We start from the raw sequence: 15,129 nt of genomic DNA on the forward strand, positions 1-15,129 counted from the left end.
GCGCGGCGACGGTCGCGGGCGGCCGTCGGGAGCGCAACGGCCCTCGCGAGCGCAACGTCGCCGTACCGGGCGAAGTGGGTCGCGAACAGACCCATTATTTATCTATCACCTCGCCCGAAGACCGAGGCAGTGGATGACCGAAGACAGGTTCGGATCTCGGCGGCGGACGATCGGGGTGGTCGTCGGGACCGCGGTGGCGTACGTCGTCGTGGCGATGCTCGGCCACGGTGCCGCCCGGGCCTCGGCGCTCGCCGTTCCCCTGACGCCCGGTCTGGTCGTCGCCCTGGGGCTGGTACTCGGTCCCGTCGTGGCCTGGGGTGCGGGCGCGGGCTACGTCGCGGTCGACCTCCTCACGGGAGCCTTCGGACCGACGACGGCCGTCGGTTACCTCGGGCAGTTCGTCCTGGTCGTGACCGCCCACCGACTTTGGGGTGCCTTCGGACCGCTGTCGAGCGGGACGGATCCCGGCGTCCGCACGCCGCGAAACGCCCTCGAATACGGACTCGTCGTGGCGACGACCGCCCTCATTACCGCCGCGATCACCGGGTTCGGAACCGCGATGCTCGCCGAGAGTCCGTTCGCGGCGACGGTGGGCCCCCGCGTTCGCGGAACCCTGCTCTCAACCCTCGTCGTCGGGGCGCCGCTCCTCTACGCGCTGGCACCGCTCGCCGACCGGGTGGACCGCCGCGTCTCCCGGCTGACGGTGGACGGCGGGACGGCGACCGCGTGGTGGAACGTCCCGACGGGGTGGTGGGTGGCCGCGGTCGGCCTCGCCTGGTGTGTCGCCGGCTACGGGATCAGCTTCGTGTTCCGGGACGTCGGACTCACGTCCACGCACCTCCTGATCAACCGGCTCGGCCGGGGCGTCCTGCCGATACTCGCGGTCGCCGGGCCGGACGGACGCTACCTCCAGTTGGTCGTGGGCGGCACGCTCGCTGCCGCGTACGTCGTCCTCGTCGTGGGGATCCCTTTCCGGTGACACAACGTTATAGTCTCCGAACACGTACGCCGGAAGAAGACATGGAGTTGTCACGACGTGACGCCCTCGTCGCGGTCGCGACGAGTACGGCAGGGGTCGCCACGGCCGGGGAACTCGCCGAGCGACTCCGCGACCGGGAGGAACAAGCCGGCGACCTCGACGGCGTCCTGACACGGCTCGCGGCGGTCGCGGACGTGGTCTACCCCTCCGAGGTCGAGGTGACCGAGAGCTACCTCCGGACGTATCTCCTCGGCAACGAGTACGACCGGGCGGAGTACGTCGAGCGGACCGGGGCGGCGCTCGACGAACTCGACCGGCAGGGGCGACGGCGATACGGCGACCGGATCGTCGACCTGTCGCCGGCCGAACGCGACGGCCTCCTCCGGGAGATTGGCGTCGACCGCGTCCCGCCGGATCCGGACGGGACGGCCGTCGAGCGGGTTCGCTACTACGTCGTGAACCAACTCCTCTTTACGCTGTACACCTCGCCGACGGGTGGGCGACTCCTGGGCAACGAGAACCCGCCCGGCTATCCCGGGGGCCGTGCCGCGTATCAGCGGGGGCCGGCGGATGAGTGAGGATCCGCGTCGCCCCTCGGAACGGGTCGACGTCTGCGTGATCGGGTCGGGGCCCGCCGGCGCGCTGGTGTCGGCCACCCTCGCGGACCGCGGCCACGACGTCGTCGTCCTCGAAGCCGGGCCGCGCTTCGACTTCGAGAAGCGGATCGACCGGATGGAGCAGTCCCTCCGCCCGAGCCACGATCCGAGCGACGTCTGGGACATGGGCGGCGCGCGCGACGACTACACCAACAGCGGCGAGGTCACCTACCCGCTGAACACGCGGCGGGTGAAGGGAATCGGCGGATCCAGCCTCCACTGGGGCGGGCGCCTGGAGCGGTTCAAGCGCAAGGACTTCGAGATGCAGTCGCGGTACGGCGTCGCGACGGACTGGCCCATCTCCTACGAGGACCTCCAGCCCTACTACCTGGCGGCCGAGAAGGAACTCGGCGCCGCCGGCGAGGCGCAGTTGCCGTTCGGGCCGCCCCGGGAGGAGCCGCCGCCGATGGACGCGTTCCCGCCAAGCTACACCGACAAACTGGTCGCGCCGGCCTGCGAGGAGGCCGGCATCACGCTCCACCGGGTGCTGTGGGCGATCAACTCGGAGCCGTACGACGGGCGAAGCGAGTGTCTCGGCTACGGCACGTGTTCGCCGGTCTGTCCGTCCGGGGCGAAATACTCCGCGGACGTCCACGTCGAGAAGGCAGAGGCGCGTGGCGCACGCGTCCTCGACCGCGTGCCGGTCCAGAAACTCCACCACGACGAGGCGGGTGACCGGATCGTCTCGGCCGAGTACGCGACGCCGGCCGGGGAGACACACCACCAGGAGGCCCGCGAGTTCGTCGTCGCCTGCGGCGGGGTGGAGACGCCGCGGCTTCTGTTGCTCTCGGCGTCCGAGACGTATCCCGACGGGCTGGCGAATTCGAGCGGGGCGGTGGGCAGATACTTCGAGGAACGACCGGCGGCCGTCCTGCGGGCACGGATCGACCAGCCGACCCGTCAGCATCTCATCGGGTTCGGCACGACCGAATCACACCAGTTCTACACCGTCGACGACGTCCCGCCGGGAAGCATCAAACTCGAAATCGACAACAACGGCGGGCCGCGGCCGGTCGACCTCGCGTTGCGTCGTGAGGACGCACTGCACGCCGCCCGGGACGTGTTGCAGAACCCGAGCGATCCGGCCGAGTGGCGCGACCTGGCCGGCCCCGGGGACGGGGTTCCCTGGGGAGACGACCTCCTCGAGACGATGCGCGAGCAGTACGGCACCACCATCCAGTTGAGCGCGGCGGTCGAGGAGCTTCCCGATCCGGAGAACCGGATCACGCTCAACCCGGACGTGACCGACGACCACGGCAACCCCGTGCCGGACGTCTCGTGGTCGCGGAGCGACTACGCCGCGCGGACGATGGATCGCGCGTTCGAGATCATGCACGAGATCCTCGACAACCTGGACGCCGAGGTGCACGCACGGTCCGAGATCCGGTTCTGGAAGGGGATCGGCCACCACCTCGGGACGACGCGGATGGGGACGGATCCGGCGGAGAGCGTCGTGAACCCGCGGCTCAGGACACACGATCTGGAGAACCTCTCGATCGTCTCCAGCAGCGTCTTCGTGACCGGCGGGGCGATGCAGCCGACGCTGACGATCGCGGCGCTCGCGCTCCGGGCGGCGGACCACCTCGACGAGCGGCTGTGAGGGTCGGTCGTCGCACCCGTCAGGGCTTGGCCGCCCGGAGGACGTACCGCTCCCCCGGGAGGTCGGCGATCCGCGAGGTCTCGAACCCCAGGTCCGAAAGCGTCGACGCGAGGATCGGTGCGGAACCGCCGAACGCCCGGAGCCGCGCCGGATGCACCTCGCAGTAGACGAGCCGACAGGCGGGATCGCGGAGCGACTCTCGGAGTCCCTCGACGACCGAGAGTTCGTACCCCTCGACGTCGACCTTCACGACCGTCGGGGACGGCAGGTCCGACCGGTCGAGGTAGTCGTCGCCACGGACCCGACGCACGTCGACGTCGCCGCCGTCGGTCGTGACGGCGGAACTGCCGTGTGCGTCCGGGACCGTCATCGACACCGTTCCGGGGTCGGCGCCGAACGCGACGGTCGCGACCGTCGCGTCGACGTCGTTCAGCGCGAGGTTGCGTCGGAGTTTGTCCGCCGTCGACGGGACCGCCTCGACGGCGATCACGTGGCCGGTCTCCAGTGTCTCGCCGACGAACACGGCGTACGCGCCCAGGTTGCTCCCCACGTCGAGGAAGACGTCGTCCGGGCGGATCTCGTCGCGGAGCCGACCGATCGTTCCCGCCTCCGCCGCGATCTGGTTGAGTTCGACGTGGTCGCCGAACTCCTCGCGCAGGAAGCGGGGCCGTGCGCCGTCGACCGAGACCGTCCGTCGTTCGTCGGCGAGGCGCATGAACGCACGGCGGGCGACGTCGGTCAATCCCAGTCGACGGAGCGTGCGCCGGGCGTACGGGCGGATCGTCGCCCCCAGCCCGCCGTCCCGGATCATTCGAGATACCCCAGGTTCCGAAGTTGTTCGCGGGCGGCCGCCGCACGGTCCGTGCCGGTGTCGCGCGTCCGCGGGTCGGGGACGGCCCCCGGATCGAGGACGGTCGGGGCGGCGTCCGTCCGGAGCATCCCCGTCCGCACCTCGCCGTCGAGGTCGGGGGGGAGCGACTCGCCGAGTGCGTGGAGGATCGTCGGCAGTACGTCGACGATGGACATGCCGTCGACCGTCCCGGCGGCAAACAGCGGACCGTCGGCGGCGACGAGCCCGTCGTACCGGTGGTCGTAGTGGTCGTGCCCCGGCATGTCGATGACCGGATCGCCCGTGGGTGAGAAGGCACGGAGCGGGAGATAGCCCGGGGCCGGTCGGGCGACGAGATCCGGGAGCATGGCGTCCGGATCCGGGTCGGCATACACCTCGTCGAGTTCGTGGACGGACTGGAAGACGGGGGTGCCGTCGTCGTCGGTGAGCCCGGCGAGTCGGTCGCGTAACTCCGCACGGAGCGCGTCGGCGTCTTCGACGGTCGGCGAGTCGAACCGGTCGGCGTTCACGTACAGACAGCCGTATCGGAGCTGCCACGCCCGCGAGGCGGCGAAGTCGACGTCGGGATTGAAATCGACCACGTCGCCGAGTCGCTCGCCACCCGTGGCGCTGGTCACGCGGAGGTACGCGGTCCGCAGGAGGTCGAACAGGGTATCGAAGCGCCGGGCCACCTGCGTTGCGGTCCCCGTGGCGAGGCGCTGCAGCGACGAGCGTTCGTCGGCCGTGGCGAGATACCCCTCCCGTTCCAGCCAGGTCTGGAGGTGGATCGCCTTCGGCTTGGGTTCGAACCCGTGATCGCTCAACAGGAGGACGTTCTCGGCCCGGTCGGCGAGGGCCGCGGCGAACTCGTCGCACGCCTCTAGGACGGTCCGATACCATCGGGAACCGGTCGCCCCGTCGGGCGCGAACTGGAGGTGGTGGCCGACCCAGTCCGGCGTCGAGAACAGGACGAACCCGACCCGGGGATCGAACCGACCGAACGCCTCGGCCGCGAAGTCGTGACGAGCCCGCGTCGTCTCGACGAGGTGTTCGAAGTACCGCTCCGGGGTCGCCTGGAGGTCCGTGTCGGCGTGAACGACGTACTCCTCGAACCCGTCGACCGACCGCAGTTCGGCCGGGACGGCATCCGCCTTGTCCGACGCGAGAAAGGACGACACGAGGCGAGTCCCGGCGGCGGCGGGCGTACGGCCGATCGACCCCGGGAGGTTGACGAAGAGCGCGTCGTCGATCAGGTCGTACGCCGCCGCGTCGGTCGTGTTGGGCCGCGAGGGCACGATATCGTAGTCAGTTCCCTGCTGGAGCATCGTGGCGACGCCGTGACTGCCCGGATCCTTCCCGGTCGCGAACGACGTCCACGCGGGGAGTGTCGTCGGCGCGTCCACGCTCCGCAGGTCGCCGGCGACGCCGTCGCGCTCGACGGCGTCGAGGAACGTCGTCTCCACGTCGAACTCACGGAGCATGTTGGGCGACACCCCATCGAGTCCGACGACGAGCAGTTCCATGGTCGTGTGCCCATACATGTCGGCGCATCACAAATGTTACTGTCGCTAGATGCGGGGGACGCGGCGCCGAGACCGCTCACCCGGAGTCCGTGAGCCGCCGTCCCGAATCGGCACGGCGTCGACGCCGCCGACCGGTCGTCTCACCGGCTGGTGTGTCGGAAACGCGACCGACGCGCGCCGATCATGTCGGCGAAGAATATTTAAGTTGAGAGATACTTTCGTTCGTTGTGGGGATGGATCGCCGAGGGGTGCTCGCCGCGTTCACGTCGTTGTTAGCCGGATGTACGGGCGTCTCGGCCAGAGGCGTCTGGGAAGACGAGGCGCCGGGTTCGGACGGGGCGGAGACGCCGACCGCCACCCGGACGCCCGCCCCGACCGCCACGCCAACGTCGACGCCGACCGCGACGGAGGCGCCGTCACCGACGCCGACGGAGACGCCGACGCCGACCGCCACGCGAACGCCGACGCCGACCGCCACGCCGGAACCGGAGGACATCCTCATCGGGATGGGCGAGTGGGCTGAGATGGAGACCGACGGGACGAGCCTCGAAATCCGGGTCACGCATTACGACACCGCCGAAAAGATCCAGCGAGGTCCCGGAGAGGTCCCCATCTCGCCGGACGCGAACGACGAGACGTTCCTGGTGACACACGTCGAACTCCGGAACCTCTTCACGGTCACGACGGTCGGGTGGTCGCAGTGGTCGATGACCGACTTCCAGGGGAACGAACACACGCCGTATCAGAAGGCGATGTACCAGGGGCAAAATACGCTGGACGAGGGAGTCGACATCGGTATATCACCGGAGTTCATCTCGACGCGGGTCGTCTTCTCCCTGAAGTACCCGCACGATCCGTCGTGGACGGTCGAACCGTACGACGACAACGACGGGCCGACAGTCCGGATCCTCAGCGAGTGACGGGCCGCCACGTCACTCCCCGTAGCCACCCGTGCCGTAGCCCTCGGCGCCGTACGTCTCCGGCCCCGCCGGCCGGGAGAGTCCCGCCATGGCGTTCGGGAGCGAATCGTCGGGAACCACCGTCGACACCACGAGGTATCCACCGAGGGTGGCGGCCGCCAGTATCGTGAGATAGTCACGTCGGTCCATTGGTTGGCTGTCGACCACGCCGCTCGGGGCCCGAGTTCGGGACCGTGGGGGTACACGAGCGGCGGGACACATGAGTTTTCTGAAGGATTACCGACGTTTTCGGCGGTCGCGACGGGACGGGGAAACCGGGAGACCGGTCGCTACCACCGGCGCCGGCCGGTGAACGGGGGGATGGGTCCGCGCCCGTTCGGCAGTCCTACACGTTCCCACCGTAGCCGCCCTCGCCGTAGCCGACCTCGCCGAAGTCGTCGTCGGACGTCGCAGTCGGCGTCGGCGTGGCAGTGGCCGTCGACGAATCACCGGCCCCGCCGCCACCACCGCCCCCGCCACCACCCGTCATTCCGGCGGACTGCTCGGAGGTAGCCGTCGCCGTCGAGTCGGGCGTGGGCGTCGGCGTGGCGGTGGGTTCGGACGTGGCGGTCGGTGTGGTCGTGGTGGCGTCGGCCGTCGTCGCCTCCGGCGTCGCGGTGGGGGTCCCGTCGTCCGTCTGCGTGGCCGTGACGACGGCCGTAGCAGTGGCTGTGGTCGCGGTGGTCCCGGGAGCGTCGGTCGTCGCGTCGGCGACGGGCGTACCGCCGTATCCGAACCCGTCGATGTCGGCGACGGCATCGGTCGGATCGTCGTCACCGGGTCCGAGGACTCCGGTCGAGACCGCACCGACGACGCCCATGACGAGCGTCAACAGGACGCGACGACTGGTCACGAGGCGGGCCGTCTCGTCGGCCGCGAACGTCGACGCGTCCGAACGGTCGCTCGAACCCGATGGTGTCGCGTCGTCGCCCGGACGGGACCGCTCGGCAACGACGGCGGCGAGTCGGCGATAGGCGACGGCGGCCGGGTGATCCGGAGCGTCACGAACGAGAGACGGTGTGTTCGCGTCGCCGACCCCCGGAACCCGTGCGATGACGGGACGGTCCGGGTCCGCGGGGTCGACGGACGCGTCGGCGCGTGTCAGAACGGAACCGAGGTGTTCGGGGTCCCGGAGGTCCGGACGGTCGCGGACGGCAGACGGGGTTCGACGACTGTGGACGGTCGAGACGGTGAGCACGCCGTCGGCCACGTCGAGGGCGGCGTCCGTGTGCGGGGCGGTCGGCGGTCCGGTGTCGATCAGGACGAGGTCGAAGGCGTCGAACGCCGCCGCACGCAGTTCCTTGGGAGCGGCGGGCGTTCCCCGCCGTCCCGGAACGACGACTTCCGTGGATCCCGCCTCCGGGGCCGAGCGGCGCGGCGCGTCGCCGGCGAGTACGTCCCGAACCGTCGGCCCGGTATCGCAGTCGTCGAACTGCTCGGCGAGTCCGGGATCCGTCGGGTCGAAGTCGACGAGCAACACGTCGTGTCCGGCGTCGACGAGGAGCGTGCCGAGCGCCGCCACGGTGACGGTCTTGTCGACCCCATCGGTCGGACCAACGACAGTGCAAACGTACACCATGGCCGATCGGCACACGATAGATAGCCAGTTGATATATCAGTTGCGCGCAAATTATCAGGAGCGATTTTCTCGGAGGAGCGGAGAGACGCCAGTCACGAGGTGGGGGGGCCCAGCGCCGTCGCGGGATTCTCCCCGTCCGGAACACTTAGTGTAGTCGGTTCTACACCCGTACAGTATGGGGAGACGCACACGGGGACGCGTCGTCGTGGCGATGGTCGCGCTCGTCGTCGTCTCGGGGCTGGCACCGGCGGTCGCGGCGGCCCCGAGTCTCGACGTCACGGTGGAACACACGAGCGTCGAGGGCGGGGAGACGATCACGGTCACCGACGACCCACAAGTGGATATCGAGGCATCGGGAGACGCGGCGATCGAATCGGTCGAAATTAGGGTCGACGGGGAGCGTCGACAGTCGTTCGAGCCGAACGCGGAGTCGTTCTCGGAGCGGATCACGCTCGACCTCGACGACGGCGAACACGAGGTGACCGTCGTCGCGGAGGGTTCGGGGACCACGGAGCGAACCGCGACGGTACGGAAAGACTCCCACGGCCCGCGCGTGAGTTACACCTCGCCGTTCACCACGGAGCGAGGGCAGCCCTCGGGCACCGTCCGGGTCGAGACGGCGGACGCGACGATCGCGGGTGAGCTGTACGATCTGAGCGGCGTCGAGCGGGTCCGCATCGAACGAAGCTACGAGTGGACGTTCGCCGGGCGGAGTGAGACTCAGGAGCGAACCAAGCGCGTCATGGATCCGGGCGACAACTTCTCGGTTCCCATGTTGCTGGGCCTGGGCGAAAACACCCTGAACGTTCAGTTGATGGACGTCCACGGCCAGCGGCGGACCCACGAGATCACCGTCGACGTGGTCGACGGACAGAAGCCCGCGATCCAGCTCGACCGGTTCGAGCGAAACGGGAACCAACTCGACGTCGAGGGGGTCGTCAGCGACAACGTCAAGGTGAAGTCGCTCTCGGTGCGGGCCGGAAGCGGTGAGAAGTCCGTGCTGGTTCGGACCTCGAAGGAACCGGACCGGGAGCGCCTCTCGACCGAGTTTTCATTTTCAGTCCGGGTCGACGACGACACGGAGGAGATCACGCTCGTCGCCACCGACGTGGCCGGTAACACCCGGGAGTGGGCGGTCCCCCTCGACTACCGAGGACACGTGGCGCCGACCGTCAGTATCGACGCCGACGGCACCCGGATCGAGGACGGCAGCGTCGCAGTCTCGGGGATGGTGACCGACGGACAGGTCCAGCGGGTCGTCGTCGAGACGGTGGGGCCGGACGGAGCCACGGTCTCGACGGCGACCGTCTACGACGGGGACGTGACCGGGGAGGTCGCCGTCCAGGCACGCCTCCGGGCCGCCGACGGCGAGACGACCGTCGTCGTCCGCGCCGTCGACGCCGACGGCCGCGAACACGAGCAGACGCTGCGACTCGGCGGCGAACGTGCGGCGACGACCGAGGCGACCGCCGGGGCCACTACCGCCGCACCGTCGACGCCGGCGCCGACCGACGCGCCGTCGACGCCGGTGACGACGACCGTATCCGACGGTCCCGGAGGGCTCGCCTCGCTGGGCGCCGCGTCGACTCACCTCCCGATGCCGGTGGCCCTGCCCGTCCCGCTCTCGATCCCCCTTCCCGTTCCCTTCGCCGGATCGATCGTGGTCGTGGCCGTCCTCGGTCTCGTCATGGCCGTCAGCAACGTCACCGCGATCGAGGCCGCCGACGCGACCGCGGAGACGGCAGCGGCCGGGAGCGATCGACCGGCGTCGGGCGGCGAACGGACGGGCGCCGGCGGCGGCGCCGACGCCGGAGGTCCGACGGACGCGCCGGCGCCCGGGCGGGATCCGGCCCCGCGGGATCGGGCCGGGGGCGGGACGTCCCGGGGAGCACCCGACGATACCCGCCCGGCGGCCGGGCCGGGCGGCCCCGACCGGCGAGCGGCCGAACCGCGGGACGATCCACGGCCTGACCGGACGGCCGAGGGCCAGGCCGACGATCCCGTCGCGGCGGGCGGGGCGGCCGACGCGAGCGAGGACGTGACCGCCGATCCCGAACCGGCGTTCGACGTGACCGACCACCTCGGCGTGGCCTCGATGGCCGACGTGGGCGACGACGAGGTGGCCGACCTGGTCGCGTCGCTCGACGCGGACGGCGACGAGGCAGCCGACGCGGCCCGTGGACTGGCGGCCATCGCGGGCGAGCGGCCGGAACTGCTCGCCGGGACGGAGGCCGAGTCACGCCTGCGTGATCTCCGCCTCGATCCGGATCCAGCGGTGAGCGACGCGGCGAGTACCGCGGTACAACGACTCACCGACGCGGACGACTGACGGCGACGGGCCGTCGCCACGTTTCGGTGATGGGGACCGTGCGCCCGGAGGCGTCACTCCAGATAGCCCAGGTCGCGCAGGCGCTCCTGGGCCTCGTCGTCCATGTCCGCGACGGCGTCGTCGGTCACGTCGGCGTCGGCGGCGCCGGTCCACGCGCCGCCGACGTCGGATTCGAAGGCGGCGAGGACGCGTTCGACCTCGTGAACGGGCGACTCGGCGTCCGCGTCGCCGGCCACGTTCGTCGTCTCGTCGGGGTCGACGTCGAGGCGGTAGGCCTCGTCGGCGATCCGATCGATCCGGACGTACTTCGCGTCGGGGCGCCGGGCGGCGCGCATCCGCGCGTAGAACCGGGACTCCTCGGGGAGGTCGATGCCCGCGGCCGCCGCCTTCTCCTCCAGTTGCTTGAGTTCGACCACCGGCCGGGAGTACTCGACGAAGCCGACGGTCCCGTCGGGGGCGGCCGCCTGTCCGGGGTCGGGGTCGGCCGCGGCGTCGAAGGCGCGGTACTCCCCGGACAACAGGGAGCGGGTGGGGTCGCGGGCGACGGCCGTCTCGCCGGGGGCGGAGTCGCCGCCGGGGACGTCGAGGGCGTCGAGGACGGTGTGGTAGAGATCCAGGAGTTCGACGGTGTCGGTCCGGCGGTCGGCGTCGAGGGCGGGGTGTTTGACCATGAGCGGGACGTTCACCAGCGGGTCGTAGAGACCGAACTCGTGGCCGTAGAGGTCGTGTTCCCCGTGGAGTTCGCCGTGGTCCGCACAGACGACGACGGTCGTGTCCGCCCACTCACCACGCTCCTTGAGCCAGTCGAACAGCCGAGTGAGTTGGGCGTCGATGTGGGCGATTTCGGCGTCGTAGAGGTTTCGAATATCCCGCCACTCGTCGTCGTCGATGTCGCGGGCGCCCGAATTGTACTCCTTGGAGTTCTGGCAGACGACGGTGGAGTCGACGCCGGGGGCGAACTCGTCGACGAACGCGTCGGGGGGGTGGTAGGGGAGGTGAGCGTCCATCAGGTTGATGAAGGCGAACCAGTCCTCCGAGTCGTCGACGAACTCCATGGTGCGGTCGATAACGGCGGGGGTCTTGGAGTCGGCGCCCTCGCCGCCGGCCAGATACTCGTGGGCGACGTTCCCCAGCGAGACGAGTTTGTCCGCAAGGGTTCGAAGCCGGTCGTTGTCGTTCATCGTCTTCCACGCACGGGCGAGCGGACCGGAGAGCAGGTCGCGGGGCATCACCTCGAAGAAGTTGTCCTGGGCGTCGAAGCCGTCGGTGAGGTGGGTGTAGGGCGTGATCCAGGCGTTCGAGGAGTAACAGGCGGTGTCGTAGCCGGCGGCGGAGACCGTCTCGGCGAGCGTGGTGACGCCGTCGAGATAGGGGTTCTCCTGGTCGGCGCCGTGTTGGCTGGGGTAGAGACCGGTAAAGAGGGAGGCGTGAACCGGGAGCGTCCAGGGGGCGGGGGCGACGGCCTCCTCGAACACCGTCGCCTCGGCGGCGAAGTCATCGAGGCCGGGCGTGGTCGGTCGGTCGTAGCCGTAGGGCGTCAGGTGATCCGCCCGAACCGTATCCATGACGACGAAGAGGACGTTCCCGGGGGCGTCGCTCGACATACCTCGCAGTGCGTGGGAAGCGCGAATAAAGCCCGCGGATCCGGGGCGCTGTCGCGGGAGGGTGACGAACCGCGGCGGGCGGTCGTCGAGTCCCTGCGCTTACCGCCAGTCGTCGAGGCCCGGGGCGTCGGCGAGCTGGATCGATACCCAGGCGTCGTCGCGGGAGATATCTGCGATGACGAACTCCGGGAGTCCCGGCCCCTCGTCGACCGAGGCCATGACATCCGAACCCTTCCCCCTTGCTGCCGTCACGTCGGGCGCCATGTGTGGTACTTTGTGACAACCTCATATAAATACGTCGATATGACGGTCCCGAAACAGCGCCCCGATCTGGGGTCCGCCCCGCTCGTCGCGACCGTGGCCCGGCGTTCGCAGAGTATTAGAGGGTGGACGGCGGAACGGGAGGCATGCACGTAGCCGACGCGATGACTCCCCGCGCGGACGTCGTGACCGTCGACCTCCCGGGAACCCGGGACGACGCCCTCGAGTATCTGCAAGAGCGGGGCTTCTCGTCGATCCCCGTCGTCAAGGCGACCGACGACGGGGAGGCGTACCGCGGTCTCGTCTCGCGGGACGATCTCATCGAGAACCCCGACGAGGACCAGTTGGCCCTCCTGATGCGGGAAGTGCCGACGACGACGGCGGACGCCGACCTCGTCGAGGTGGCCCACATGATGGTCGCGGAGGGGGCCCGCCGGGTCCCCGTCGTCGACGGCGACGGCCTCGACGGCATGCTCACCGTGACGGACGTGGTCCGGGCCATCGCCCGTGGCGATGTGGACGGCGAGACGGCGGTCGGCACGCTCGCGACGCGGGACGTGAACACCGTCTACCACGAGACGCCGCTGACGGTCGCCGAACGCGAACTCCGCTACGCGAACGTTCCCTACGCCGTGGTCCTCGACGACGACGGCCGGATGACGGGGATGCTCACCGAGGTGGATATCATCGAGGTGGCCCGGGTCGTCGAGGGTGAGGACGACACCGGCGAGAGCATCGCCAACCAGGACGACGAGTGGATGTGGGAGGGGATCAAGGCCGTCGGCAACCGGTATTATCCCACCCGGAACGTCGAGATCCCGCACGAACCCGTGTCCACGTTCATGACCGGCGATCTGGTGACGGTCTCCGGCCGGAAGACGGCGAAGGAGGTCGCCCGCCTACTCCTCTCGAACGACATCGAACAGGTCCCCCTCGTCGACGGCGGGACGCTGGCGGGCATCGTCCGGGACGTGGATCTGCTGGAGGGCGTATGAGCGACGGCGCCGACATCGCGGAACTCGCAAAGCGCCGTGGCTTTTTCTTCGGTGCGAACGAGGCGTACGGCGGCGTCGCCGGCTTCTACACCTTCGGTCCCGAGGGTGCCGCGCTCAAGCGCAACGTCGAGGCGGCCTGGCGCGACCGGTTTACCGTCCGGGAGGGCAACGACGAGATCGAGTCGCCGACCATCGCGCCCGAGGCCGTCTTCGAGGCCTCCGGTCACCTCGACGGCTTCGACGACATGCTCGTCGAGTGTGGCGAGTGCGGCGAGAGCCACCGCGCCGACCACCTGATCGAGGACGCGAGCGATATCGAGGAGGCCGAGAGTCTGCCGATCCCGGAGGTCGAGGAACTGATCGCGGCGTACGAGGTGGCCTGTCCCACCTGTGGCGCGGCGCTCGCCGGTCGCTCGATCGAGGAGTTCAACCTCATGTTCGCGACGTCGATCGGCCCCGGGTCGGGCCAGCCGGGGTACCTCCGGCCGGAGACGGCCCAGGGTATCTTCGTCGAGTTCCCGCGCCTGAAGGAGTACGCCCGCAACACGCTCCCCTTCGGGATCACACAGATCGGCCGCGCGTACCGCAACGAGATCAGTCCCCGGAAGGGAATCGTCCGCACCCGCGAGTTCACGCAGGCGGAACTGGAGCAGTTCGTCGACCCCGACACGGACGAGCCACCGCTCTCCCGGGTGGCCGACGTCCCGCTCCGCCTGTACCCCGCCGACGAACAGGAGGACCCCGACGGCGAGTACGTCGAGGCGACGGTTCGCGAGGCGGTCGCGGAGGGCATCGTCGCGAGCGACTGGGTGGCCTACTATCTGGGCGTCGCCCGCGAGTGGTACGAGCGGATCGGCGTCGACGGCGATCGGTTCCGGTTTCGCCAGCACCTGCCCGGCGAGCGCGCCCACTACGCCGCGGACTGCTGGGACGCCGAGAGCGAGGTGAGCGGCGCGGTCGAGGACCACGAGGATCCGGCCGACGGCGACTGGATCGAGATCGCCGGCTTCGCCTACCGCGGCGACTACGACCTCTCGAAACACGCCGAACACGGCGACGACGACTTCACCGTCTTCCAGCAGTACGACGAACCGCGGACCGTCGAGCGAGCGGTCGTCGACCCCGATATGAGCGTCCTCGGCCCGGCGTTCGGCGGGCAGGCCGGCGACGTGGCCGACGCTCTGCGCGACTTGGCGGCGCGGGATCCCGACGCCTTCGAGGGCGAGACGGTGGCCGTCGAGGTGGACGGCGAGGAGGTGACCGTCGACACAGACGTGGCGAACTTCCGGATCGAGGAGCAGACGGAGGCGGGCGAACACGTCACGCCGCACGTGGTCGAGCCATCCTTCGGCGTCGATCGCACCGTCTACACGCTGCTCGCCCACGCCTACGACGAGGACCGAATCGACGGTGAGGAGCGGACCTACCTCTCGCTGTCGCCGGAGGTGGCGCCGACGGACGTGGCGGTCTTCCCGCTGGTGGGCGAGGCAGCACTGGAGGAACTAGCCGACGGCGTGGTGGCGGACCTGCGGGCCGCGGGCCTGTCGGTCGCCCACGACGACTCCGGCAACATCGGCCGACGCTACCGCCGACAGGACGAGGTGGGCACGCCGCTGTCGGTAACCGTCGACCACGAGAGCGTCGAGGAGGCGCCCATGACGGTGACGGTTCGCGATCGCGACACCACCGCACAGGTGCGCGTCCCGGTCGACGAACTCGCGACGGAGTTGGAGGGCGTCCTCGCCGCCGGCGGCTCATTCGAACGACTCCTCGAAACGTACGACCGCGTCGACACCGACGTCACGCGCTCCTGAG

Annotated in this window: 13 protein-coding genes; 7 read left to right on the forward strand and 6 right to left on the reverse strand. The window is 69.9% G+C overall.

The features are described from left to right. Positions 1–133: 133 nt before the first annotated feature. The 3 genes from NBT82_RS14920 to NBT82_RS14930 are packed head-to-tail and all read left to right on the forward strand — an operon-like array spanning position 134 to position 3,235. Positions 134–979: a hypothetical protein gene (locus NBT82_RS14920; protein ID WP_251328899.1), complete on the forward strand. Its 846-nt coding sequence runs from the start codon at positions 134–136 to the stop codon at positions 977–979. A 41-nt stretch (positions 980–1,020) separates the two neighbouring features. Then, positions 1,021–1,557 carry a gluconate 2-dehydrogenase subunit 3 family protein gene (locus NBT82_RS14925; RefSeq protein WP_251328900.1) on the forward strand — a complete coding sequence of 179 codons (537 nt, stop codon included), beginning with the start codon at positions 1,021–1,023 and terminating at the stop codon, positions 1,555–1,557. After that, complete coding sequence (locus NBT82_RS14930; protein WP_251328901.1) at positions 1,550–3,235, forward strand: GMC family oxidoreductase; 1,686 nt, start codon at positions 1,550–1,552, stop codon at positions 3,233–3,235. Before NBT82_RS14925 ends, NBT82_RS14930 begins: the two co-directional genes overlap by 8 nt. Positions 3,236–3,254: 19 nt before the next feature. Here NBT82_RS14930 and NBT82_RS14935 read toward each other — a convergent pair whose 3' ends face one another. Further along, positions 3,255–4,046, reverse strand: a complete 792-nt coding sequence (locus tag NBT82_RS14935) for an FkbM family methyltransferase (protein ID WP_251328902.1) — start codon at positions 4,044–4,046, stop codon at positions 3,255–3,257. Continuing rightward, a complete protein-coding gene (locus NBT82_RS14940) occupies positions 4,043–5,587 on the reverse strand; it encodes an alkaline phosphatase family protein (protein WP_251328903.1) in 1,545 nt (514 codons plus the stop codon). Before NBT82_RS14940 ends, NBT82_RS14935 begins: the two co-directional genes overlap by 4 nt. Positions 5,588–5,820: 233 nt before the next feature. Here NBT82_RS14940 and NBT82_RS14945 point away from each other — a divergent pair, with 233 nt between their 5' ends. Continuing rightward, positions 5,821–6,507, forward strand: coding sequence for a hypothetical protein (locus tag NBT82_RS14945; RefSeq protein WP_251328904.1), 687 nt, complete (start codon positions 5,821–5,823; stop codon positions 6,505–6,507). 12 nt (positions 6,508–6,519) lie between these two features. Here the strand turns inward: NBT82_RS14945 and NBT82_RS14950 are convergent, their stop codons facing one another. Together NBT82_RS14950 and NBT82_RS14955 are read right to left on the reverse strand one after the other, a co-directional pair. Continuing rightward, a complete protein-coding gene (locus NBT82_RS14950; RefSeq protein WP_251328905.1) occupies positions 6,520–6,696 on the reverse strand; it encodes a hypothetical protein in 177 nt (58 codons plus the stop codon). A 196-nt stretch (positions 6,697–6,892) separates the two neighbouring features. Continuing rightward, positions 6,893–8,125 (reverse strand): ParA family protein, encoded by a 1,233-nt coding sequence (locus NBT82_RS14955; RefSeq protein ID WP_251328906.1) that lies wholly within the window; start codon positions 8,123–8,125, stop codon positions 6,893–6,895. A gap of 175 nt (positions 8,126–8,300) precedes the next feature. Between NBT82_RS14955 and NBT82_RS14960 the strand changes: the two genes are divergently transcribed. Then, positions 8,301–10,454, forward strand: a complete 2,154-nt coding sequence (locus NBT82_RS14960; RefSeq protein ID WP_251328907.1) for an Ig-like domain-containing protein — start codon at positions 8,301–8,303, stop codon at positions 10,452–10,454. Positions 10,455–10,507: 53 nt separating this feature from the next. Here NBT82_RS14960 and NBT82_RS14965 read toward each other — a convergent pair whose 3' ends face one another. Together NBT82_RS14965 and NBT82_RS14970 are read right to left on the reverse strand one after the other, a co-directional pair. After that, entirely contained in the window at positions 10,508–12,058 is a 1,551-nt protein-coding gene (locus NBT82_RS14965) for a sulfatase (RefSeq protein WP_251328908.1), read from the reverse strand. A gap of 99 nt (positions 12,059–12,157) precedes the next feature. Next, positions 12,158–12,322, reverse strand: coding sequence for a DUF7556 family protein (locus NBT82_RS14970; protein ID WP_251328909.1), 165 nt, complete (start codon positions 12,320–12,322; stop codon positions 12,158–12,160). A gap of 143 nt (positions 12,323–12,465) precedes the next feature. Here NBT82_RS14970 and NBT82_RS14975 point away from each other — a divergent pair, with 143 nt between their 5' ends. Continuing rightward, positions 12,466–13,314 carry a CBS domain-containing protein gene (locus NBT82_RS14975; RefSeq protein WP_251328910.1) on the forward strand — a complete coding sequence of 283 codons (849 nt, stop codon included), beginning with the start codon at positions 12,466–12,468 and terminating at the stop codon, positions 13,312–13,314. Further along, entirely contained in the window at positions 13,311–15,128 is a 1,818-nt protein-coding gene (gene glyS / locus NBT82_RS14980; protein ID WP_251328911.1) for a glycine--tRNA ligase, read from the forward strand. The genes NBT82_RS14975 and glyS overlap by 4 nt, the downstream gene beginning before the upstream one ends. Position 15,129: the final 1 nt, after the last annotated feature.

The organism is Haloplanus sp. HW8-1, assembly GCF_023703795.1.
GTDB classification, from domain to species: domain Archaea; phylum Halobacteriota; class Halobacteria; order Halobacteriales; family Haloferacaceae; genus Haloplanus; species Haloplanus pelagicus.

Coding starts and splice junctions, on each gene's coding strand:
- NBT82_RS14920 (WP_251328899.1), top strand. CDS start 134: ATGACCGAAGACAGGTTCGGATCTCGGCGGCGGACGATCGGGGTGGTC.
- NBT82_RS14925 (WP_251328900.1), top strand. CDS start 1,021: ATGGAGTTGTCACGACGTGACGCCCTCGTCGCGGTCGCGACGAGTACG.
- NBT82_RS14930 (WP_251328901.1), top strand. CDS start 1,550: ATGAGTGAGGATCCGCGTCGCCCCTCGGAACGGGTCGACGTCTGCGTG.
- NBT82_RS14935 (WP_251328902.1), bottom strand. CDS start 4,046: ATGATCCGGGACGGCGGGCTGGGGGCGACGATCCGCCCGTACGCCCGG.
- NBT82_RS14940 (WP_251328903.1), bottom strand. CDS start 5,587: ATGGAACTGCTCGTCGTCGGACTCGATGGGGTGTCGCCCAACATGCTC.
- NBT82_RS14945 (WP_251328904.1), top strand. CDS start 5,821: ATGGATCGCCGAGGGGTGCTCGCCGCGTTCACGTCGTTGTTAGCCGGA.
- NBT82_RS14950 (WP_251328905.1), bottom strand. CDS start 6,696: ATGGACCGACGTGACTATCTCACGATACTGGCGGCCGCCACCCTCGGT.
- NBT82_RS14955 (WP_251328906.1), bottom strand. CDS start 8,125: ATGGTGTACGTTTGCACTGTCGTTGGTCCGACCGATGGGGTCGACAAG.
- NBT82_RS14960 (WP_251328907.1), top strand. CDS start 8,301: ATGGGGAGACGCACACGGGGACGCGTCGTCGTGGCGATGGTCGCGCTC.
- NBT82_RS14965 (WP_251328908.1), bottom strand. CDS start 12,058: ATGTCGAGCGACGCCCCCGGGAACGTCCTCTTCGTCGTCATGGATACG.
- NBT82_RS14970 (WP_251328909.1), bottom strand. CDS start 12,322: ATGGCGCCCGACGTGACGGCAGCAAGGGGGAAGGGTTCGGATGTCATG.
- NBT82_RS14975 (WP_251328910.1), top strand. CDS start 12,466: ATGCACGTAGCCGACGCGATGACTCCCCGCGCGGACGTCGTGACCGTC.
- glyS (WP_251328911.1), top strand. CDS start 13,311: ATGAGCGACGGCGCCGACATCGCGGAACTCGCAAAGCGCCGTGGCTTT.